Annotated in this window: 16 protein-coding genes; 8 read left to right on the top strand and 8 right to left on the bottom strand. The window is 74.1% G+C overall.

The features are described 5' to 3' along the window. Positions 1-199: 199 nt before the first annotated feature. Together SNA_RS35520 and SNA_RS35525 are read right to left on the bottom strand one after the other, a co-directional pair. Positions 200-3,490, bottom strand: a complete 3,291-nt coding sequence (locus SNA_RS35520; RefSeq protein WP_078970435.1) for a sacsin N-terminal ATP-binding-like domain-containing protein — start codon at positions 3,488-3,490, stop codon at positions 200-202. A 479-nt stretch (positions 3,491-3,969) separates the two neighbouring features. Further along, entirely contained in the window at positions 3,970-4,872 is a 903-nt protein-coding gene (locus SNA_RS35525) for a DUF3027 domain-containing protein (RefSeq protein ID WP_044368549.1), read from the bottom strand. Positions 4,873-5,238: 366 nt separating this feature from the next. On the opposite strand from SNA_RS35525, the gene SNA_RS35530 reads away from it, so the two are divergent. The 4 genes from SNA_RS35530 to SNA_RS35545 all read left to right on the top strand — a co-directional run bounded on the left by SNA_RS35530 (position 5,239) and on the right by SNA_RS35545 (position 8,877). After that, positions 5,239-6,615, top strand: a complete 1,377-nt coding sequence (locus SNA_RS35530) for an MFS transporter (RefSeq protein ID WP_044368552.1) — start codon at positions 5,239-5,241, stop codon at positions 6,613-6,615. Positions 6,616-6,740: 125 nt separating this feature from the next. After that, a complete protein-coding gene (locus SNA_RS35535) occupies positions 6,741-7,250 on the top strand; it encodes a hypothetical protein (protein ID WP_030073633.1) in 510 nt (169 codons plus the stop codon). Then, a complete protein-coding gene (locus tag SNA_RS35540) occupies positions 7,247-8,020 on the top strand; it encodes a futalosine hydrolase (RefSeq protein ID WP_044368629.1) in 774 nt (257 codons plus the stop codon). Before SNA_RS35535 ends, SNA_RS35540 begins: the two co-directional genes overlap by 4 nt. Continuing rightward, the gene (locus tag SNA_RS35545; RefSeq protein ID WP_030073637.1) at positions 8,017-8,877 is read left to right on the top strand and encodes a 1,4-dihydroxy-6-naphtoate synthase; all 861 of its coding nucleotides are present in this window, start codon (positions 8,017-8,019) and stop codon (positions 8,875-8,877) included. The genes SNA_RS35540 and SNA_RS35545 overlap by 4 nt, the downstream gene beginning before the upstream one ends. Positions 8,878-8,881: 4 nt before the next feature. Here SNA_RS35545 and SNA_RS44895 read toward each other — a convergent pair whose 3' ends face one another. Then, positions 8,882-9,265 carry a cold-shock protein gene (locus SNA_RS44895; protein WP_030073639.1) on the bottom strand — a complete coding sequence of 128 codons (384 nt, stop codon included), beginning with the start codon at positions 9,263-9,265 and terminating at the stop codon, positions 8,882-8,884. Positions 9,266-9,486: 221 nt separating this feature from the next. On the opposite strand from SNA_RS44895, the gene SNA_RS35555 reads away from it, so the two are divergent. Then, positions 9,487-9,753 (top strand): hypothetical protein, encoded by a 267-nt coding sequence (locus SNA_RS35555; RefSeq protein WP_030073641.1) that lies wholly within the window; start codon positions 9,487-9,489, stop codon positions 9,751-9,753. Here SNA_RS35555 and SNA_RS35560 read toward each other — a convergent pair. Beyond that, positions 9,702-10,343 carry an HAD family hydrolase gene (locus tag SNA_RS35560; protein ID WP_030073645.1) on the bottom strand — a complete coding sequence of 214 codons (642 nt, stop codon included), beginning with the start codon at positions 10,341-10,343 and terminating at the stop codon, positions 9,702-9,704. The genes SNA_RS35555 and SNA_RS35560 overlap by 52 nt on opposite strands. A 425-nt stretch (positions 10,344-10,768) precedes the next feature. Continuing rightward, complete coding sequence (locus SNA_RS35565; RefSeq protein WP_030073963.1) at positions 10,769-11,836, bottom strand: hypothetical protein; 1,068 nt, start codon at positions 11,834-11,836, stop codon at positions 10,769-10,771. A gap of 175 nt (positions 11,837-12,011) precedes the next feature. Here SNA_RS35565 and SNA_RS35570 point away from each other — a divergent pair, with 175 nt between their 5' ends. Beyond that, positions 12,012-14,528, top strand: a complete 2,517-nt coding sequence (locus SNA_RS35570) for a helicase C-terminal domain-containing protein (protein WP_044368555.1) — start codon at positions 12,012-12,014, stop codon at positions 14,526-14,528. Between the two features lie 153 nt (positions 14,529-14,681). Beyond that, positions 14,682-16,334 (top strand): DNA repair helicase XPB, encoded by a 1,653-nt coding sequence (locus tag SNA_RS35575; protein WP_030072108.1) that lies wholly within the window; start codon positions 14,682-14,684, stop codon positions 16,332-16,334. Between the two features lie 96 nt (positions 16,335-16,430). Here SNA_RS35575 and SNA_RS35580 read toward each other — a convergent pair whose 3' ends face one another. Together SNA_RS35580 and SNA_RS35585 are read right to left on the bottom strand one after the other, a co-directional pair. After that, positions 16,431-17,717, bottom strand: coding sequence for a glycosyltransferase 87 family protein (locus tag SNA_RS35580; RefSeq protein ID WP_052809028.1), 1,287 nt, complete (start codon positions 17,715-17,717; stop codon positions 16,431-16,433). A gap of 175 nt (positions 17,718-17,892) precedes the next feature. Beyond that, positions 17,893-18,102 carry a hypothetical protein gene (locus SNA_RS35585; protein WP_030072104.1) on the bottom strand — a complete coding sequence of 70 codons (210 nt, stop codon included), beginning with the start codon at positions 18,100-18,102 and terminating at the stop codon, positions 17,893-17,895. Positions 18,103-18,511: 409 nt separating this feature from the next. Between SNA_RS35585 and SNA_RS35590 the strand changes: the two genes are divergently transcribed. After that, positions 18,512-20,602, top strand: coding sequence for a HelD family protein (locus tag SNA_RS35590; protein ID WP_030072102.1), 2,091 nt, complete (start codon positions 18,512-18,514; stop codon positions 20,600-20,602). 101 nt (positions 20,603-20,703) lie between these two features. On the opposite strand, the gene SNA_RS35595 is transcribed toward SNA_RS35590, so the two are convergent. After that, positions 20,704-21,447, bottom strand: a complete 744-nt coding sequence (locus tag SNA_RS35595; RefSeq protein ID WP_044368557.1) for a copper homeostasis protein CutC — start codon at positions 21,445-21,447, stop codon at positions 20,704-20,706. Positions 21,448-21,550: the final 103 nt, after the last annotated feature.

Consider the following 21,550-nt stretch of genomic DNA (forward strand, 5'->3'; position numbering starts at 1 on the left):
CCCGGGGTGGCCGCAAAACCGCCGGGAGGGGCCGGGCTGGAGCGACGAAGTCGTGGAAGACCGGCCCCGCACCCACCAGACACAGCCGGCGGCCAACCCCGAAACCCACCCCGATCCCGCCGCCAGGCGGGCACAAAACCACCGCACCAAAAAACGGCGCCGCACCCGGCAACGTGGGGAGAAACCCCCAAACGGCGGGCTAGTCGAACCACCGCGCCTCCGCCAACTCCTCCCCCCGCTCCGGATCCTCCAGGAGCGCCGCGACCTCGAAGCGGCGGGGCCACTGGGCGGCGGCCCAGGCGAGGCCCGCCGCGACACCCTCCAGGGTGGCGGCGTGGAGCGTGCCGTCCGGGGTCAGGCGCCAGTCCAGCTCGGTGCCGTCGTCCAGGACGAGGGACTCGTGCTCGAAGTACGTGTCGGGGGTGGCGGGGCCGAGCAGCACCCGTACCTCGTCGGGGACTTCATGGCGTACGCCCTCGGAACGGACCTCGGCGGTGACGGTCTCACTCAGGCGGCGGACCTGGAGCAGCTCGGCCAGCTCGGCGGCGCGCGACGGGCGGACCGGGAGGAGGGGGTGGCGGACGGCGAGCGGCATCAGATCGGGGGCGTCGGCGACCAGCGCGGTACCGGCGTCCACCACCTCGATCTCGCCGCCGACCACGGCCCGCAGTTCGTCGGGCAGGGTGACGTCGTCGGGGTCGAGATCGGTCAACGCGCCGTAGAGGGCGTGGAGTTGAGCCGGTCCGACGGTCACGTCCGGGTCGGCGAGGCGGGTGAGGAGTTCGGCCGCGCCGCCCGGCTCGTCCAGGAGCGCGGCAACCGACGTCCGCACGCCGAGGGCACGCAGCACCTGGGCGTCGACCTCGCCTGCGTCAGCGGACTCGTACAGGCCGGAGAGGAGAGGGTCGCCGCCGGCGGAGCGGAGGCCGGCGGGGCGGCGGCCGTCGAGTACGGGGTGGCCGCGCAGCCACCAGGCGGTGTAGGGGCGCACGGACTCCGTGGTGCCGTCGGGCAGCAGGACCCGTACGGGGGTGGTGAGGGCGTCGCGCAGCGGCGGCCGGGAAAGCATGGCGAGGACCTGCGGCCAGCAGTCGTCGTCGACCAGGTCGAGATCGCGGACCGCGAGCAGTTCCGTGACCACGGGCGGTACGGGGGTGTCGGGCAGCGCGTCGAGGATGTCCTCGCACCAGACGTCCACGGCATCCAGCAGACCCGGGTCGTCCGGCTCGGCGAAGTCCCCGTCGCGCGGCTCTAGTTCATCGGGGTCCAGGACGACGTCGGCGGCGCGGACCAGGGCGAAGTCGGCCAGCACGCCCACCGCGGTCAGCGGCTGCTCGCCCCAGCGGGCGGCCAACTCGGCGTCGCAGGCGGCGAGTTCGTCTTCCCGGATGACCCGCTGGAAGGGGCTGCCCGGATACACCAGCTCACCGGCGGGGGCCAGCTCGCCCTCCTCGTCCGGCAGGGCGAGGGCGGCGAGCCAGGGCTCGTCACCGGGGGCCAGGTTGGCATCGCGGACCAGGCCGAGGACCGCCTCGGCCAGCTCCTCGGCGCCGAGCGGGGCACCCAGCCCGCCGCCCAGCTCGTCCGCGAAGAGGTCGTAGGCGTCCTCGTCCGCATCCAGCGAATTCTCCACCGCGGCCCGGACCTGGGGGGTGGTGAGCACCGCCCGCGGCGAGGCGGGGGTGGCGCCGAGCTTCTCCAGCAGCGGGTGCACGGCATCCGGGTGCGCGACCTTCAGGCCGAGCCGGGCGAGGGTGCGGTGCCGGTCCTCGGTGTCGCCGTCCTCGTACGGCCCGCCGTCCGGGAGCGGCAGCAGCACCTGACGGGGCCCGATCGTGGTCCGGACGCCGCCCGAGGCACCCGGCTCCCGGCTCCCGCCCGATCCGGCGAGCGGCACCGGCAGCCCGCTCAGCCGGTCCGGGTCCGTGCCGGCCAGCGCGTCGTACAGCCGCCACCACCATGCGGGCGTCCGCTCGACGCCCGCCAGCCGGTCGACCATCTCCCCCAGCGGCACCCGCGCCACGCCCAGCGCCCGCAGCTCAGGGCGGCGCTCCAGACCGGCCGGCAGCAGGCTGGGGAACAGCTCGGCCAGCACGCCGACGGTCGCCGCGCCCCCGCCCTCCAGCAGTTCGGCGTCCACCGGGCGCAGCACATACGGCGAGACGGTGCCCTCGTCCTCGTCCCACGGGTCCGCCGCCCCGTCCGCCGCCTCCGCCTGCGTCCCGGCCTCTGCGGGCGCGGCGGCGCTGGGCAGGAAGCGCACCCGGGGCAGCAGCTCCAGCACCCGGCGGCGCAGTTCACCGTCCAGGCCGCCCTTGCCCAGGGGGCCGGGCACCAGGTCGAGCGTGCCGACGGACACCGGCTGCCAGTCGCGCAGCAGCGCGGTGTAGGTCTCGGCCGCGCGTGCCACCAGGAAGTCGGTCAGCGGACCCGGCGCGACATGGCGGCGGGTCGGGTCGAGCGGGAACGTCGCGATCAGCAGCGCGGGCAGGCCCAGGGCCTCGTCCGTCGGCGTCGGCGCATGCACGACGGCCGCGGTGGCGGGCCGTACCGGCGCGCCCTCCTCGCCCACCGGCACCGCCCAGGTCACCGACCAATGGGGCCGCAGCCGCTCCTCGATGGGCCGGTCGGCGAGCAGGGCCGCATCCAGCGAGCCGCCGTCGCCGGCCACCCGCCACCGGGTGGCCCCCCGCTCGCTGTCCTCGATCAGGACGTACCCGTCCTCTTGACGGCGCCTCAACTCCCGTACACCCGCGGGAGACTCGATGACCACCTCGGCCAGGCCCGGCAGCGTCAGCAGCAGCGCCGCGTCGATCCCGGCCAGCAGCCGCTCGGTGAGGTCCAGCGCGGCGCCGTCGCGCAGCGGCAGCACGACGGCGGTGTCATAGCCCTCGGGCGCGCCGCCCTCCGCGGGCAGCGGCAGCCGCAGCAGCGGTACGTGGCCGTCGCGGCGGCGCAGCTCGCCGCCCAGGCCGGGGCTGTGCGCCGCCACCGCCTCGGTCATCGCCCGCGCCTCGGCCAGCGACCAGCGCACACCGCCGGTACGCCCCACCAGCGCCGGCTCGTCGCTGACGGACAGCACCGCGGCGAACCCGACACCGAACCGGCCCACCGCGCCGACCGCCGCGCTCGCCTCCCGCTTCGCGGAGGCGCGCAGCGTGGAGAGCGACTCGACGCCGGTGGCGTCCAGGGGGGCGCCGGTGTTGGAGGAGACGAGAACGGCGGAGCCGGTGTCGTCGGCCGGGTGCAGGGTCAGGCGCAGCCGGCCGGGAACCTTGGCGCGCGCCGCGGCGTCGGCGGCGTTCTGCGCCAGCTCGACCACGAGGCGGTCGCGGTAGCCGCCCAGCGCGAGGTCCTCCTCCGCGTTGGCGTCCTCCCGGAACCGGGCGGGCGACGCGGCCCACGCATCCAGTACGCCGCGGCGCAGCCGCACGGTCCCAAACGGGTCGCTGCCTTCGGCTGCGCCTCGCACCCACGACCTACCAGCCACGTGTCCGTCTCCCTCTTGGTGGTCCCTGTCCTGACGTTACCGCCCCCGTTTTTGGGCCGTACGTTGCCGGGTGGGGCGCCGTGCTCGTTGCGGTGGTTTTGTGCCCGCCTGGCGGCGGGATCGGGGTGGGTTTCGGGGTTGGTCGCCGGGTGTGTGGTGTGGGTGCGGGGCCGGTCTTCCACGACTTCGTCGCTCCAGCCCGGCCCCTCCCGCCCGGTTCGGCGGCCACCCCGGGGTGGTGGGTGGGGTGCCTGGTGGGTTGCGCAGGGCCTTCGTCCGGCGGCCGTCGTCGTTTGTACCTTCCTCCCCTGGCCGGAGGTCGACGACGGCGGGGAGGCGGCAGGCTGTAGGGACGAAGTCCTGGAAGCCTGACGCCGCACCCACAGCAACGGACAGTCGACCGCGGCGGCCGACCCAACCCCCGCCCGCCGAAGGCGGGCACCGCAACCCCTACGACGCCGCAGAAAACAACGTAGGGCTCAGCTATGACCCAGTTCCTCGGCCGGGGCCGTCTCGGAGACGGAGCCCCCCTCCTCCGGCCGCAAAGACAGCGGCTCGACGACCGTCTCGTCGACCACCGGCGGCGCCGGCCGCGGAGGCGCCGGCATGACGGCGGCCTCGGAGTGGGCCCCGCAGCCGTAGGCGAGGGAGACGACCCGGCCGTCCGCCGGGGAGAACTCGTTGGCGCACACGCCGAAGGCCTGCCGCAGGGAGCCCGTGAGCGGGGACAGGAAGCCGCAGGTCATGCAGGTGGCGGGGGCCGCCTGAGCCATGGGGGTCTTGGCGCCGTACGCCTCCTCCCAGCGGTCGGCCGCGGCGTGCAGGCCGTAGCGGGACAGGACACGGGCGCGGCGCATGCCGAGTTCCTCGGCGATGTCGGCGATGCCGCCCCGGGCGGGGACCGGCTGGGCGGCGGGCGAGCCGGGGACGACGTCCGCCTCCTCGGAGTCGGCGACGTCGGCGGCCATGCCCTCGGCGACCACGGAGTTGGGCGGCGGGGCCTCCTCGCCGGAGTAGCCCGGTTCGAGGCGGAGGTCCTCGGCCTCGGTGGGCAGCAGATCGCCGGGGCCCATGTCGCCGGGGCGCAGCCGCTCGCTCCAGGGCACCCACTCGGGCGCGAGCAGGGCGTCGGGGCCGGGCAGCAGGACGGATTCGTCGAGGGTGACGACCTTGGCGCGGGAGGCGCGGGCGACGGTCACGGCCCAGCGCCAGCCCCGGTAGCCGGGTTCCTTGCAGGCGAAGAGGTGGGTGACGACCCGGTCCGCGTCGGCGACCGCTCCGATGTGCTCGCCGACCGTGCCGGGGAGCGCGGTCTCCTCCGCCGCCGCCCGCGCAAGGTCGACCGCCTCGGCGCACAGGCGGTCAGGGGTACGGCTTCGCATCGCAGCACTCACAAGAATCGATTCTCTCTTCCACGCCGTCTCACGAGTGCGCCAGCCAAGGCTGTCCTGTCTGTCCGGACGACCGGCGGGGCCGGGGCGGGCGGAGCGGACCTGAGGACCGCGTCGACGTCCGCGCCCGATCGGTTTCGGTCGAGCGCACCTCTTACGTCCCATTCTGCGGGATAACGACGAGGCACGCGGCCAAAAACGACCGCCGGTGGCGCGCTACACACGCTACCCCTTCAACGGTGTACGACCCCTCGCGGGAGCGGCAAATGTGAGCGGCGGCCCGACAGGCCCGGTGCGCCTCGCGCGCCAGGCCCGAGAAAGCGCAATCTACCGGGCGAGTTGGGGCAATATGGCCAGGTGGCTGCCGCACGGTACGAAGGTGACCGGGCCCGCCGGGCGGGCCGGGTGGCCGGGCGTGCACTGCGGGTGCCGTTCACCGCGGCGGGCCGGGGCCTGCACCGGGTGACGCATGCGCACGGCGCGGGCGAGTCGGGGCTGAGCAAGCTGATCGAACTGCACGCGGTGAACTCCGCGGGCGACATGATGATCACGATCGCGCTGGCCTCGACGGTGTTCTTCTCGGTGCCGACGGACCAGGCACGGGGCCGGGTGGCGCTGTATCTGGCGGTGACCATGGCGCCGTTCGCGCTGCTGGCGCCGGTGGTCGGGCCGCTGCTGGACCGGGTGCCGCACGGGCGGCGGGCGGCGATGGCGGGCGCGATGCTGGCACGGGCGCTGCTGGCACTGACGATGGCGGACGCGGTGGCGACCGGGGGGCTCCAGCTGTATCCGGTGGCGCTGGGGGTGCTGGTGGCTTCCAAGGCGTACGGGGTGGTGCGCAGCGCAGTGGTGCCGCGGCTGCTGCCCCCGCAGATCTCGCTGGTCAAGGCCAATTCCCGGGTGACGCTTGCGGGGCTGCTGGCGACCGGCGTGGCGGCGCCGGCCGGCGGCGGGCTGCATCTGATCGGGCCGAGCTGGCCGCTGTACGGGGCGTTCGTGGTGTTCGCGACGGGGACGTTCCTGTCGTTCTCGTTGCCGCACAAGGTGGATTCCGCCAAGGGCGAGGGGCGGGCGCGGCTGGCGGCGCGGGAGGCGGCGGCGGTCTCGGGCGGCACACCGCCCAAGCCGGGGCTGCGTACGGTCGGCCCGTCGGTGCTGCACGGGCTCCAGGCCAATGCCGCGCTACGGGCGCTGTCCGGCTTTCTGACGTTCTTCCTGGCGTTCCTGCTGCGGGAGCATCCGCTGGGCGGTCTGGGCCCGGCGGCCTCGCTGGGGCTGGTGGCGGTGGCGGCCGGTACGGGCAATGCGCTGGGTACGGCGGTGGGGGCCTGGCTCAAGGCCCGCGACCCGGAGGCGATCATCGCCGGGGTGCTGGGGCTGGCGCTGTCGGTGATGGTGCTCGCGGCGGTCTTCTACGAGGTGATGGCGCCCGTCGTGGTGACGGCGGCGGCCGCCTGTGCCGGGCTGTGCCAGGCGCTGGCGAAACTGTCGCTGGACGCGACGATCCAGCGCGATGTGCCCGAGGCCGTACGGACCTCGGCGTTCGCCCGGTCGGAGACGGCGTTGCAGCTGTCGTGGGTGGTCGGCGGCGCCCTGGGCATCTCGCTGCCGCTGATCGGCGTGGTGGGCATGGCGGTGGCGTCGGGGCTGGTGGCGCTGGGTGCGGCGCTGGCTGTACGGGGGCTGCTGCACTCCGCCCGGCACGTCGGCGGCCCGCGCGCCCGGGTGGCCTGACCTGGGGCCGCCGGTGGCCGGGCGCGGACGCCGGGTGGCCCGACCGGCGGCCCCCGGTGGCCCGTCCGGGGCGGCGCGCCGTACCCGCGCGTGGCGTGGGCGCAGGCGCCCGATAGCCTGCCCGTATGACCGCTGCGTTGATCTCCCGGGCGAAGGGCCGCCGCGCCGCTGCCGCCATCGGTGCCGTGTCCTTGGGCCTGCTCACCCTCTCCGCCTGTGAGAAGCCGACCGAACTCACGACCGTGACGGTCGGCTCGACGACGCTGACGTCGGAGGCCATTCCCGGCTGCGACGGCGACGGCAAGGCGCTGTCCGAGAAGCAGATCGCGAGCTGTGTGTCGCAGAACGGCGGCAAGAGCGTCGAGGTGCACGCCGGCGAGAAGGTCCGCATCGGCGTCGACCCGGCCATCGCCAAGGCCGGCTGGTACGTCGTCGCCGGCGACCCGGTCCTGCGGGCGCCCAGCAACGACACCTACCGCACCTTCGACGGAGACAAGCTCTTCCAGCGGACGAACCCGCAGACCGGCCAGGTCTCCTACCTCAAGGAGGTCACGCTGCTGATCGGCAAGCTCGCCAAGGGGCAGGGCCAGGGCACGGAGACCATGTGGCACTTCCAGCTCAAGGCGAAGGACTGACCGCACGGCCGCCGGCCGCCGACGGGCCCGCGCGGGTCCTCGTCGTCACGGCGGTGGGCGCCGAGCGGGATGCGGTCTGTGCCGCGGCGGGACCGTACGAGGTCCGGGCGCTGCCCGGCGGCCAGGTGCTGCACCGCACCGGCGCCTTCGATGTGCTCGCCGCCGGTGTCGGCCCGGCCGCGGCGGCTGCCGGTGCGGCCACCGCGCTGACCGCCGCCGCGCTCGCGGACGCGCCGTACGGCCTGGTGGTCTCCGCGGGGATCGGCGGCGGCTTCGCCCCCGGTCCCGGCTCCGCCCGACCGGGGGGAACCCCCGCGCACGCGCCCCTGGGATCGGTGGTGGTCGCGGACGCGATCGTCGCGGCCGACCTGGGCGCCGAGACCCCCGACGGGTTCCTGCCGGTCACCGACCTCGGCTTCGGAACCGTCGCCCACCGCCCCGATCCGGCGCTGGTGCACGCCGTCACCGAGGCGACCGGCGGTGCGTCCGGCACCATCGTGACCGTCTCCACCGTCACCGGCAGCGCCGCCCGCGCCGCCGCGCTGGCGGACCGTCACCCGGGCGTGCTGGCCGAGGCCATGGAGGGCTTCGGCGTCGCCGAGGCGGCCGCCGCGCACGGAGTGCCGGTGCTCGAAATCCGTACGGTCTCCAACGCCGTCGGCCCCCGTGACCGCGCCGCCTGGCGGATCGGCGAGGCGCTGGCGGCGCTGACCGACGCCTTCCGCGCGCTGCCCGCAGCGCTCCCGCCCGCCTTGAGGAGGACCCCGTGACCACGACCCGGCCCCTGGACATCGCGTACTCGCCGTGCCCGAACGACACCTTCGTCTTCGACGCCCTGGCGCACGGCCGGGTCCCAAACGCGCCGGAGCTGGCGGTCACCTACGCCGATATCGACGTGACCAACGGTATGGCCGAGCGCGGCGAGTTCGATGTGCTGAAGGTGTCGTACGCGGTGCTGCCGTGGATCCTCGACGACTATGCGCTGCTGCCCTGCGGCGGGGCGCTGGGGCGCGGCTGCGGCCCGCTGGTGCTGACCCGGGAGCAGGCGACGGCCGCGGACCTCAAGGGCCGGACGGTCGCGGTGCCCAGCGAGCGCTCCACCGCCTATCTGCTGTTCCGGCTGTGGGCGGCCGCCGAAGTGCCGGGCGGCGTCGGCGAGATCGTGGTGCTGCCGTTCCACGAGATCATGCCGGCGGTGCGCAACGGCACGGTGGACGCGGGCCTGGTCATCCACGAGGCGCGGTTCACCTACCAGGACCACGGGCTGACCTGTCTGGCCGACATGGGCGAGCACTGGGAGACCACCACCGGTCTGCCGATCCCGCTCGGCGCGATCGTCGCCAAGCGGTCGCTGGGCGCCCCGGCACTGCGCAAGCTGGCGGACGCCGTCCGAACGTCCGTCCGGATGGCCTGGGACGACCCGCAAGCCTCGCGCCCCTACGTCCTGGAGCACGCCCAGGAGATGGATCCGGCCGTCGCCGACCGGCATATCGCCCTGTACGTCAATGAATTCACCGCCGACCTGGGCGCGGACGGCCTGGCCGCGGTGCGCGGACTGCTCGATCGCGCCGCGGCCGAGGGGCTCGTACCGCCCCTCGGCCGCGATGCGCTGCGTTTCGTGGACTGACCCGTCAGACGTCCAGCTGGTCGGCGACCGCCCGCAGCATGCCGGCGATCTTGGCGCCATGGGCCTTGTCGGGGTAGCGGCCGCGCTCCAGCTGCTGGGTGACGTTCTCCAGCAGGGTGGTGAGGTCCTGCACGATCGAGGCGAGTTCATCCGGCTTACGGCGCTGAGCGGCCGCCACGGAAGGCGCGGGGTCGAGGAGCGTCACGGACAGCGCCTGGTCGCCGCGCTGGCCGGCGACCACGCCGAACTCGACGCGCTGGCCGGGCTTGAGTGCGTCCACCCCGTCGGGAAGCACCGACGAGTGCACAAAGACGTCACCGCCGTCGTCGCGGGAGAGAAAGCCGAAGCCCTTCTCACTGTTGAACCACTTGACCTTGCCGGTAGGCACGTCTGTCCTCGTCCTCGTACTCGTCGGGAAGTGCTGGGAAAAAATACTGGGCGTCCGCTGCGCATCCGCAGCAGACGCGGTCTGGATGGATAAACGGCTCTGGATAGCAGTGCAGCGGGTCACCTGACCCGCCACCACCAAGGCTAATGGTCCGGTGCCTGGTGACAAGACGTCCCAGGGGGGATCCTCGGAACTTCTGGCCCGGCACTTACCCTGGTCAGGTGTCTGATGAAACGCCCCAGGCCGGGGATCTGCTGGTCCGAATCGGCGCGATCATGTTCCTAGTTGGCGCAGTGGCCACTCTCGCCACGGTGGCGCCGCTGTTCCTGGGGACCGAGCCGCTGCCGTCCGTCTTCTACTGGGTCTGCATGCTGATGGGCGCCGGTTTCGCGGTGGCCGCGGCGGGCGTGATCCGGACCGCCAGGGCCCAGCGGCGTCATACGGAAGCCGACGCCGCGCCCTCCCCGTCCGCCCCTTCGGCGACGTAGCGATCCAGCCACCCGGCGAACTCCGTCAGATCGCCCAGCACCACATCGGCTCCGGCCGCGCGCAGCTCCTCGGCCGTGCACGGCCCGGTCGCGACGGCCACCGACAGCGCCTGTGCGGTGCGCGCGCCCCGTACGTCGCCGGTGTGGTCGCCGACGTAGACCGCCGCGCCGTGCTCGCGCAGCGCCTCGGCCTTGGCCTCCGCCCACAGCGAGCCGATGACCGCGTCCGCGTCGATGCCCAGATGGGCCAGATGCAGCTTGGCGCTGGGCTCGTACTTGGCGGTGACGACTATCGCGCGCCCGCCCGCCGCGCGCACCGCGGCCAGTGCCTCCCGGGCACCGGGCATGGCCCGCGTCGGCGCGATCGCGTGATCCGGATACAGCCCGCGGTAGACCGCACACATCTCCACCACCCGCTCCGCCGGGAACCACCGCCGGATCTCCTCCTCCAACGGCGGCCCCAGCCGACCGATCGCCGCCTCGGCATCCACATAGGTGCCGGTCCTGGCCGACAGCTCCTCGTAGGTGGCCTTGATACCGGCCCGGGAGTCGATCAGCGTCATATCAAGATCGAAGCCGAAGGTGCGCATGGGGCTATTCTCCCCACGTTGTTTTCTGCGGCGTCGTAGGGGTTGCGGTGCCCGCCTTCGGCGGGCGGGGGTTGGGTCGGCCGCCGCGGTCGACCATCCGTTGCCATGGGTGCGGCGTCAGGCTTCCAGGACTTCGTCCCTACAGCCTGCCGCCTCCCCACCGTCGTCGACCTCCGGCCAGGGGAGGAAGGTACGGACGACGGCCGCCGGGTCAGCGTCCACCGCAACCCGCCAGGTACCCCCACCCCGGGGTGGCCGCCGAACCGGGCGGGAGGGGCCGGGCTGGAGCGACGAAGTCGTGGAAGACCGGCCCCGCACCCACACCACACACCCGGCGACCAACCCCGAAACCCACCCCGATCCCGCCGCCAGGCGGGCACAAAACCACAGAACCAAAAACGGCGCCGCACCCGGCAACGTGGGGCCTAAGCCGACCGGCGCAGGCGCAGGCGCCACAGCACGTACCCCGACGACAAGACGGCCGCGACCCGAGCCACCCCGGGCAGGCCGTCCAAAAGGGCCTGCCCGACCGCACCGGGGGCAACCCGGTCGCCCCAGCGACCACCCGCACGCCCCCAGAGCCACACCAGCAGGCCGCACAGGGCGACCCCCGGCACGCCCAGGACCGCGAACTTGACCTCGGCGCGGGTCAGCCGCCGCGACACGTACAGCAGCCCCCAGCCGCCCGCCAGCGCGAGCCAGGAGCCGACCACGGCGCCGGCGAGCAGCAGCACCACGGCCAGCGCGGGGACGGGGCTGAGCCACGCCCAGGGGGACGCCGGGGGCTCCTCGGGGGCGTCCTCCGGGTCATCGGTCGCCTCGGCGGCCGGGGTATCGGGATCGGGCGCGCCACCACGGCGCGCGAGTGCACGCCGCAGGAGTCGCGGGAGGCGCCGCCTGCCGTCCTCCGGGTCGGCATCGTCGGCGCCCTCCGGCTCATCGGCTGAACCGGCCGCCTCGGCGGCCTCCGCGGCCTTGGGCCGCTCCCAGACCTCCGGGAGCTCGATGCCGCCGATGAACCCGGGCACGCTCTCCTGCGCCGCGTACGGCGACGCCTCCACCCGCCACCAGTCCGGCGGATCGTCCGCCTCGCCCAGCTCGTCGGCGCCCGCCAGATGCGGCGGCGCGCCGCCCGGATCCGGCTCCGGTGCGGGCCGGGCGGGCTTGCGCAGAAAGCCGGGGCGCGGCGCGCCGTCCCGTGGCCCGGGGATCTTGCCGAGGAGACCGGTGCGCCAACCTGGGCGGCTGCCGGCGGCCTCCGCCTCCGGGGGCGCGTCCCCGGTGCGCGCGGCCGTCACCACCGCCTCCGGCGTGCCCAGCCGCGCCAGCATCCGCTTCACTCCGGGGACGGTGTCGGGTTTCTGGGCGTCGATCCGGGCCCGCAGCCCGGCCACCAGCTGCATCCGTGCGGCGGCCGGCAGTCCGCGCTGCTGTGCCAGGTCGCCGACCCGGCTCAGATAGTCGAAGACCAGCTGATCGCTTTCGATCCCCACGGCATAACCCCAATAACCCCACGAAGTCCCCTGCGGCGCCCGCCGGTTGCGCCTCCGACCGTACCGCCGCCCGGCCCGGCCCGCCGCCCCCGACGGGCGCGCCGGGCGTGCGCCCCTCGGCGTCGTGGCCGCCGGACGGTGCCCTGGGATCCATGGCCCGGCTAACGTAAGACGAATGACCGATACACCCCGCACCCTGGCCGAGGAGCTCAGAACCCGCACCGACAGCGGGCTCGCCGGCCTGCTGCGGGCCCGGCCCGATCTGCTCTCCCCGGTGCCGGGGGACGTCACCCAGCTCGCCACCAGGGCCGGCACCCGCGCCTCGGTGGCGCGGGCGGTCGAGCGGCTGGACCGCTTCGCGCTGCAAGCCGCCGAGGCGCTGGCCGTGGCGCCCGACCCCTGTCCGTATGCGGCGCTCGACTCGCTGATGTGCGGGGACGCCGGGGACCCGGCGGTCGCCGCGGAGCTGCCCCGGGCGGTGGCCACGCTGCGGGCGCAGGCGCTGGTGTGGGGGCCGGACGAGCGGCTGCGGCTGGTGCGTACGGCCCGTGAGCTGCTCACACCGAGCGCCACCCATCCCTCGCCCACCGGGCTCGGCCCGACCGTCGCGGAGGCCACCGCGGGGATGTCGCCGGGTCGGCTCCAGGAGATCCTCGCCGCGGCCGAGCTGCCCGCCACCCACGATCCGGTCACCGCCGTCGCCGCGCTGACCTCCCTCTTCTCCGATCGCCCCCGAATGGCACGGCTGCTGGACACCGCCCCGGCCGAGTCCGTCGCGGTGCTCGACAAGCTGCTGTGGGGGCCTGCGTACGGCGGTGTCACGGACCGCCCGGCCGCGCATCTCCAGTGGCTGCTCGACCGCGGGCTGCTGCTCCCGGCGGGCGGGCGCAATGTCGTGCTGCCCCGGGAGGCCGCCCTGCATCTGCGGGCGGGCCGCGCGCACCACACCCCGGAACCGCTGCCGCCCAAGCTGGCACCCGCCACCGAGCGCGATCCCCACCTTGTGGACAACGCCGCCGCGAGCGCGGCGTTCACCGCGCTGGCGACCGTCGAGGAGCTGCTCAAGGAGTGGGACCTGGGCGGCCCGTCCGTCCTGCGTGCCGGGGGCCTGAGCGTGCGCGACCTCAAGCGGACCGCGACCGCCCTGGACACCACCGAGCAGCTGGCCGCCTTCTGGCTGGAACTGGCCTACGGGGCCGGGCTGATCGCCTCCGACGGCGAGGCCGATGAGCGGTATGCGGCCACCCCGGCCGCCGAGGAGTGGCTGCAACTGCCCGACCACGAGCGCTGGGCGGTGCTGGCGGCCGCCTGGCTGCCCGCGACCCGTACGCCGGGGGTGGTCGGCGCCGCCGACGCCAAGGGCCGCACCCTCGCCGCGCTGGGGCCGAACGTGGACCGCTCCCCGGCCCCTGAGGTCCGCCGGCGCACCCTCGCCCTCCTGGCCGCTCTCCCGCCCGGGACGTCCGTACCGTCCGCGGCGGTGCTCGCCCGGCTCCAGTGGGAGCGGCCGCTGCGCGGGGCGGCGCACACGGGGGCGGCCGCGGCGAAACCGGAGGAGGGGGCGGCGGCCCCGGTGGAGGTCGATCTGCGGACCCGGCTCGCCCAATGGACGCTCAACGAGGCCGAGTTGCTGGGCGTGACCGGCCGCGGTGCGCTCGCCACCCACGGCCGCGCACTGCTCGGCAGCGAACCGGAGGATGACGCTCCGGCGCCCGTCCCCACCCCCGCCGAGGCCACGGCCGCCGCGGGCCGCGCCGCCGCCCTGCTCGCCCCGCTCCTGCCCGAGCCCCTCGACCACGTCCTGCTCCAGGCGGACCTGACCGCCGTCGCCCCAGGGCCGCTGCACCGCCCGCTGGCCGAGGCGCTGGGCGTCCTGGCCGACGTCGAGTCCAAGGGCGGCGCGACGGTGTACCGCTTCACCCCGGCCTCCGTACGCCGCGCCCTGGACGCCGGGCGCTCCGCCGCCGAGCTCCAGGAGTTCCTGGCCGCCCACTCCCGTACGCCGGTCCCGCAGCCGCTCAGCTATCTCGTCGACGATGTGGCCCGTAAGCACGGCCGGTTGCGGGTCGGCGCGGCCGCCGCCTATCTGCGCTGCGACGACGATGCGCTGCTGTCCGAGATCCTCGCCGACCGCCGCGCCGTCGCCCTGCGCCTGCGCCGGCTGGCCCCCACCGTGCTGGCCGCGCAGACCGCCCCCGACCAGCTCCTCGAAGGGCTGCGGGCCATGGGCTACGCCCCCGCCGCCGAGTCCGCCACCGGCGATGTCCTGATCGCCCGCAGCGACACCTACCGCACCCCGCCCCGCACGGCCCCCGTCCCGGTCCCCGAGGGCCCGCCCGCCCCCGACGCCACCCTCCTGACGGCGGCCGTCCGCGCCATCCGCGCCGGCGACCTCGCCGCAACCGCCGAACGCAAACCCGTCCACGCCGCCCCCTCCCCGGCCCCCGGCGGCCTGCCCCGCACCACCTCCGCCGAGACCCTCGCCACGATGCAGGCCGCGGTGCTCACCAGCTCGGCCCTGTGGATCGGCTACGTCAACGCCGACGGCGCCGCCAGCCAGCGGGTGATCGCCCCCGTACGGGTCGAGGGCGGCTTCGTGACGGCCTACGACCACACCGCCGACGAGGTCCGCACGTATCCGCTCCACCGGATCACGGGCGTGGCCGAACTGGCGGACGAATCCGCGTCCTGAGCAGCCCGTTCCTCGTATGCCGCCCGGCCTCCGGCCGTCCATCGCTAACGGGTCGGTGCGCCCATGCGGCAGACTGGACGTTTGGCCGTATGTACGGCCGATGGCTGCGGCCGGTCCCTGCGTCCGGCGGCCGGGAAGCGAAAGGCGAGGCGCGTGAACGGACCTCTCATCGTCCAGAGCGACAAAACGCTGCTCCTGGAGGTGGACCATGAGCTGGCGGACGCCTGCCGGCGGGCCATCGCGCCCTTTGCCGAGCTGGAGCGGGCGCCGGAGCACATCCATACCTACCGGGTGACGCCGCTGGGGCTGTGGAATGCGCGGGCGGCCGGGCACGACGCCGAGCAGGTCGTCGATGCGCTGGTGCAGTTCTCGCGGTATCCGGTGCCGCATGCCCTGCTGGTCGACATCGCCGAGACGATGTCGCGTTACGGGCGGCTGACGCTGGTCAAGCACCCGACGCACGGGCTGATGCTGACCACCACCGACCGGCCGGTCCTCGAAGAGATCCTGCGGTCGAAGAAGGTGCAGCCGCTGGTCGGGGCGCGGATCGACCGGGACAGCGTGGCCGTGCACCCCTCCGAGCGGGGGCAGATCAAGCAGACGCTGCTCAAGCTGGGCTGGCCGGCCGAGGACCTGGCGGGTTACGTCGACGGCGAGGCGCATCCCATCGAGCTGCGCGAGGACGGCTGGGCGCTGCGGCCGTATCAGCAGCAGGCCGTGGAGGGCTTCTGGCACGGCGGCTCGGGTGTCGTCGTCCTGCCGTGCGGTGCGGGAAAGACGCTGGTGGGGGCCGGTGCGATGGCCGAGGCGAAGGCCACCACGCTGATTCTCGTCACGAATACGGTCTCGGCACGGCAGTGGAAGCACGAGCTGGTGAAGCGGACCTCGCTGAGCGCGGACGAGATCGGCGAGTACAGCGGGACGCGCAAGGAGATCCGGCCGGTCACCATCGCCACCTACCAGGTGCTGACCACGAAGCGGAAGGGCGTCTATCCGCATCTGGAGCTCTTCGATTCCCGGGACTGGGGCCTGATCGTCTATGACGAGGTGCATCTGCTGCCCGCGCCGGTCTTCAAGTTCACGGCCGATCTCCAGGCGCGGCGGCGGCTGGGGCTGACGGCGACGCTCGTGCGGGAGGACGGGCGGGAGTCGGACGTCTTCTCGCTCATCGGGCCGAAGCGGTTCGATGCGCCGTGGAAGGAGATCGAGGCGCAGGGCTATATCGCCCCGGCCGACTGTGTCGAGGTGCGGGTCAATCTGACCGAGTCGGAGCGGCTGACGTATGCGATGGCGGAGACCGAGGAGAAGTACCGTTACTGCGCGACGACGGCCAGCAAGCAGTATGTGACCGAGGCGCTGGTGCGGCGTCATCAGGGCGAACAGACCCTGGTCATCGGGCAGTACATCGACCAGCTCGATGAGCTGGGGGAGCATCTGGACGCGCCGGTGATCAAGGGGGAGACCACCAACGCGCAGCGGGAGAAGCTCTTCGATGCGTTCCGGGAGGGCGAGATCTCGGTGCTGGTGGTCTCGAAGGTGGCGAACTTCTCGATCGACCTTCCCGAGGCCACGGTGGCGATCCAGGTGTCCGGCACGTTCGGGTCGCGTCAGGAGGAGGCGCAGCGGCTGGGGCGGGTGCTGCGGCCCAAGGCGGACGGGCACGAGGCGCGGTTCTATTCGGTCGTCGCCCGCGACACCATCGACCAGGACTTCGCCGCGCACCGCCAGCGCTTCCTGGCCGAACAGGGGTATGCGTACCGGATCGTGGACTCCGATGAGCTGCTGGCGACGGAGGAGGAGTGGTGAGGCGCAGGGGCCCGGCCCGTCCCTGAGGCGGGCGCGCGGCTGGACGGGCCGCCGGGCTGCCGCGCTCAGCCCGTACGGGTGTGGGTGCGGGTGCGCTCAGCCCGTACGGGTGTGGGTGTCCAGCGGCTCGGCGCCCGTACGGGGCGGTGGGATCCGGCCGGGGGTCGCGGGGTGGCCCGGGGAGCGCCGGGTCCACCACACCAGGGCGGCCAGCAGCGCCAGGCCGAGCGCCGGGTAGGGCGAGGTGAGCGGCTGCTGCCACCAGGAGAGGTGGAGATCGAGGTCGCCGGTGTGCGGCACGATCCACAGGGTGCGGGCGGTGAAGACCAGGGTGACGGCGGCCAGCAGCGCCCGGCGCCAGGGGATGCCGCGGGTGTGCGAGGCCAGGACGGCCAGCAGGGGCACGCACCACACCCAGTGGTGGGACCAGCTGATCGGCGAGACCAGCAGGGCCGTGACGGCGGTGACCAGGACGCCCCAGGTGTCCAGGCCACGGCGCAGATAGACCCGGCGGGCGGCCCAGAGGCCGGCGACGGCGGTGAGCAGCGCCGCCACGGCCCAGATGAGACCGGGCTCCGGGTTGTGCAGCACCCTGGCGATCATGCCCTGGAGCGACTGGTTGTCGACGATCCATGCCGTGCCGACCCGGCCGGTCTCGAACATCCGCCGGGTCCAGAACTCGACGCTGGCGTGGGGCAGGAACAGCAGCCCGGCCAGCACCGATATGGCGAACCCGGCGAGGGCGGTGGCGGCGGCCTTCACCCGGCCGGTGATCAGGAGATAGACGGGGAAGATCGCGGGGGTGAGTTTGATGCCTGCCGCGAGGCCGGTGGCGAAGCCCTTGAAGCGGGCGCCGTCCGGGCGGGAGAGGTCCCACAGGACCAGGCAGGCGAGGGCGAGGTTGACCTGGCCGAAGACGAAGGTCTGGAAGACCGGTTCGAGCCAGAGGCCGAGGGCGGTGGCGGTCAGCAGGGCGGGCGCGGCGCCGGCGGCCTTGCGCAGGCCGGCGGCCTTGACGGAGAGGTGGATCAGCAGGGCGAGCAGGACCGCGTTGACGAGTACGCAGACGACCTTGAGGGTGGCGAGCGGGAGCCAGCTGGTGGGGATGAACAGCAGGGCGGCAAAGGGCGGGTAGGTGGCCGGAAGGTGCCATTTGGTGACCGTGAACCCATAGAGGTCACTGCCGGTCGCGGCGGCATCGCCCTCCGCGCGGTAGACGGCTATGTCGGACATCGGGAGCGGCTGGACCTCGTAGAGCACCCACAGCCCGGCGAACGACACCAGGAGCAGTGCGGCCGCGATCACCAGCTTGCGGCGGGCCGCGATGCCCTGCGCCCAGGTACGTATTGCCGTCCAGGTCCCCGTCCCGTCCGCGGCAGACACCCCTCGACCCCTCCGTCATAGACCCGAGCGCGCCCTTGGCGGCGACGCTAGCGGACCGAGGCCGACGGCCCGTAACGGTTTTCCGGTCATCCGGATGTCAGGACGGGGTGGGGCGGGACGAGGCGGGCCGGACGCCGTGGTCCGGGCGGTGGTCGGTGCGGTGGACCGGGCGGCCTCAGTCCTCGCCGTACTCCCCCAGGACCGCGACGCTGAAGGCCGCCGCGACGAAGACCCGGACCGCGCGGAGGGCGTTGCCTATCACATGGCGGCTGTCGTGGACGCGGTCCGCGGGGTGCACGGGGTCGGGGCCGAGGGCGGTGGCGCCCTTGACCGGGTACAGGGACGGCGGGTGGACGGATGCGGAGTGAATCGCTGCGCTGCTCATGCCTCAATGATGAATTTCACGCGATTGCCGCACATCGGTCCATGGGTCCATCCTTCTGCGGCCGGACGTCAGCCTCTGGTGCCATACGGCCCCTGAGGGAGACCCACGGGTCCAGGCGCCGTCCATCCCAGGTACTACCCGGCACGGGCCGGTCCGGACCGGCCCGTGCCGACGCGTCAGCGCCGGACAACCCGACCGCCGGGCCGCCGGGCCGCGGGACCGCGGGACCGCGGGATATTCCGTTGGCGCCCCAGATAGGTGCTGGCTACAATCGCGCGTCTGCCCCGCCTCCCGTCGAGGAGCGCCGCCGACCGGACGGAAACCGGCCGGCCCCGCCGTGCCCGCTCACCGCGCGCACGCGCGCCCGCCGCAGTACGTCCACCGGACACTTCCCACCGGAGGCAACGCCGTGCCCTCGCCTGCCCACCCGTCCCCGAACGACCCGTCCGATCCGCTGGCCCGCGAGCGCGCCCACCTCGCCGCCTCCCGCTCCGCCCTGCGCGCCATGCGCAAGGACGCCGAGGAGCTCAACATCGCGGACGTCGCCGCGAACTGGGTCAACGCGAAGGTGCTCCAGGGCGAGATCGAGGCCCGTATCAAGGCCCTCGCCGATCTCTCCCACACCCCGCTGTTCTTCGGCCGCCTCGACTATCTGCACGCACCCGGCGTCGACCTCGCCGAGGGCGCCGCCGGGGAGAACTTCTACATCGGCCGCCGCCATGTCCACGACGCCGACGGCGATCCCATGGTCATCGACTGGCGCGCCCCCGTCTCACAGCCGTTCTACCGGGCCTCCACGAAGGACCCGATGGACCTGAAGCTGCGCCGCCGATTCGGCTACACCGGGGGCGAGTTGACGGCGTACGAGGACGAGCACCTCACCGACCCGGCGGAAGCGGACCGGACCAGTGCGCTGCTCCAGTCGGAGATCGAGCGGCCGCGCGTCGGCCCCATGCGGGACATCGTCGCCACCATCCAGCCGGAGCAGGACGAGATCGTACGGGCCGGGATCGGCGGCTCGGTCTGCGTCCAGGGGGCGCCCGGTACGGGGAAGACGGCGGTGGGCCTGCACCGGGTCGCCTACCTCCTCTACGCGCACCGGGAGCGGCTGGCGCGCTCCGGCACCCTCGTCATCGGCCCGAACCGCTCGTTCCTGCACTACATCGAGCAGGTACTGCCCGCCCTGGGCGAGCTGGAGGTCAAACAGGCCACGGTCGACGACCTGGTGGCCCATGTGGAGGTGCGCGGCACGGACGAGGCGGCCGCGGCGACGGTCAAGGGCGATGCCCGGATGGCGCAGGTGCTGCGGCGGGCCGTCCGTGCGGGCATCACCCCGCCCACCGAGCCGTGCGTGGTCGTGCGCGGCTCCCGCCGCTGGCGCGTACCGGCGTATGAACTTGAGGACATCGTGCGGGAGTTGATGGAACGGGACATCCGCTACGGCGCGGCCCGCGAGGCGCTGCCGCAGCGGATCGCGCATGCCGTGCTGGTGCGGATGGAGCAGGCGGGCGAGGCGCCGGACGACCGGGTGCAGGATGCGGTGGCCCGTAACGCCACCGTGAAGGCCACGGTCAAGGCGGTCTGGCCGCCGGTGGATCCGGCCAAGCTGGTGCTGCGGCTGCTGGGCGACGCGGAGTTCCTCGCCGAGCAGGCGGACGGCATCCTCACGCCCGAGGAGCAGAAGGCCATCCTGTGGGCCAGGCCGGCCCGCAGCGTGAAGAGCGCCAAGTGGTCCGCCGCGGATGCGGTGTTGATCGACGAGGCGACGGACCTGGTGGAGCGCACGCCGTCGCTCGGCCATGTGGTCCTGGACGAGGCGCAGGACCTCTCCCCGATGCAGTACCGCGCGGTCGGGCGCCGCTGTACGACGGGCTCGGCGACGATCCTCGGCGATATCGCCCAGGGGACGACTCCTTGGGCGACCGACACCTGGGAGGAGGCGCTGGCCCACCTGGGGAAGCCGGGGTCGGCCGTGGAAGAGCTGACCCAGGGCTTCCGTGTGCCGCGCGAGGTCATCGCGTACGCCTCCCGGCTGCTTCCGGCCATCGCCCCCGATCTGACGCCGGCCACCTCGATCCGCGAGTCCGCAGGCGATTTCGAGGTCCGCCGGGTCGCGACCGAGGACCTGGACGCGACCGTCCTGGCGGCGTGCGACCGGGCGCTGGCGAACGAGGGGTCGATCGGCCTGATCGCGGCGGAGGCGCGCATTCCGGCGTTGCGTTCGGCCCTGGAGGCGGCGGGCACGGCCTGCCTGGCCCCCGGCGAGGAAACCTCCGCCGAGTCCCGCCTGACCCTGGTGCCCGCCACCCTCGCCAAGGGCCTGGAGTACGACTACGTGGTCCTGGACGAGCCCGCCGCCATCATCGACGGCGAACCGGACGAACGCACCGGCCTGCGCCGCCTGTACGTCTGCCTGACCCGCCCGGTGTCCGGCCTGACCGTCATCCATGCCACGGACCTGCCGGAACTGCTGGGGGCCGCGTCGGCCGCCACCAGGTAGCGGCCCTACTGGCCGGTCCGCCCGCCGCCTGTTGGCCGCGCCGTCGCCCGTTGGCCGCGCCAGGGCCCGTCGGCCGCTCCCCCCGCCCCGTCAGAAGCCCCCTAGGGCCCAGAAGGGCCCTGGACGCCCACCCCGTCCAGCACCCCGTCGAGCGCATCCCGCCACTCCCGTACGGCTGCCGCGTCCACCGGGGCGGACCAGCCGGCGGGGCGGGCGGCGCCGCCGATGTGGAAGGCGTCCAGGCCCGCCGCCCGCAGCCGGGACAGATGCCCGAGGGTGAGCCCGCCGCCCACCAGGATGCGCGGCGCGTATCCGGCCTCGCCCGCCGCCGTACGGGCCTGCTCGGCGACCAGCGTCTCCAGGCCCGCGTCCACGCCCTGGGCGGAACCGGCCGTCAGGTAGGTGTCCGGGCGCCCGCCCCCGGGGAGCTGCGCCAGCTCCTTGCGCAGCGCGTCGCGGTCGGCGGCGTGGTCGAGGGCCCGGTGGAACGTCCAGCGGCAGCCGTCGATCGCCGCCGCGACGGCCCGTACGGCCACGAGGTCGGGCCGGCCGTCCGGGGCCAGGAAGCCCAGGACGAATTCCTCCGCGCCCGCCGCCCGCAGCGCCGCCGCCTGCGTGCACAGCGCCGCCACATCCCCGGCCGCGAAGCCGTCGGCGGCCCGCAGCATCACCCGTACCGGGATGTCGACGGCCGCTCGGACCTGCGTAAACGTGGTCAGGGTCGGAGTGAGCCCGTCGGCCGCCATATCGGTGACCAGCTCCAGACGGTCGGCACCACCGGCCTGCGCCGCGATCGCGTCCTCCGGACCGAGCGCGATGACCTCCAGGAGCGCGCGCTTGCTCATATGACCCCAATCCAGGCGATGACGACGGCAACGGGACCACACCGAGGCCGAGGACAGGTCTAGTCCAATAAGTAGCGTACGGCCTGGTCGGCGCCCCGGTGGT

Origin of the sequence: Streptomyces natalensis ATCC 27448, from assembly GCF_000935125.1 — a bacterium.
GTDB lineage: Bacteria > Actinomycetota > Actinomycetes > Streptomycetales > Streptomycetaceae > Streptomyces > Streptomyces natalensis.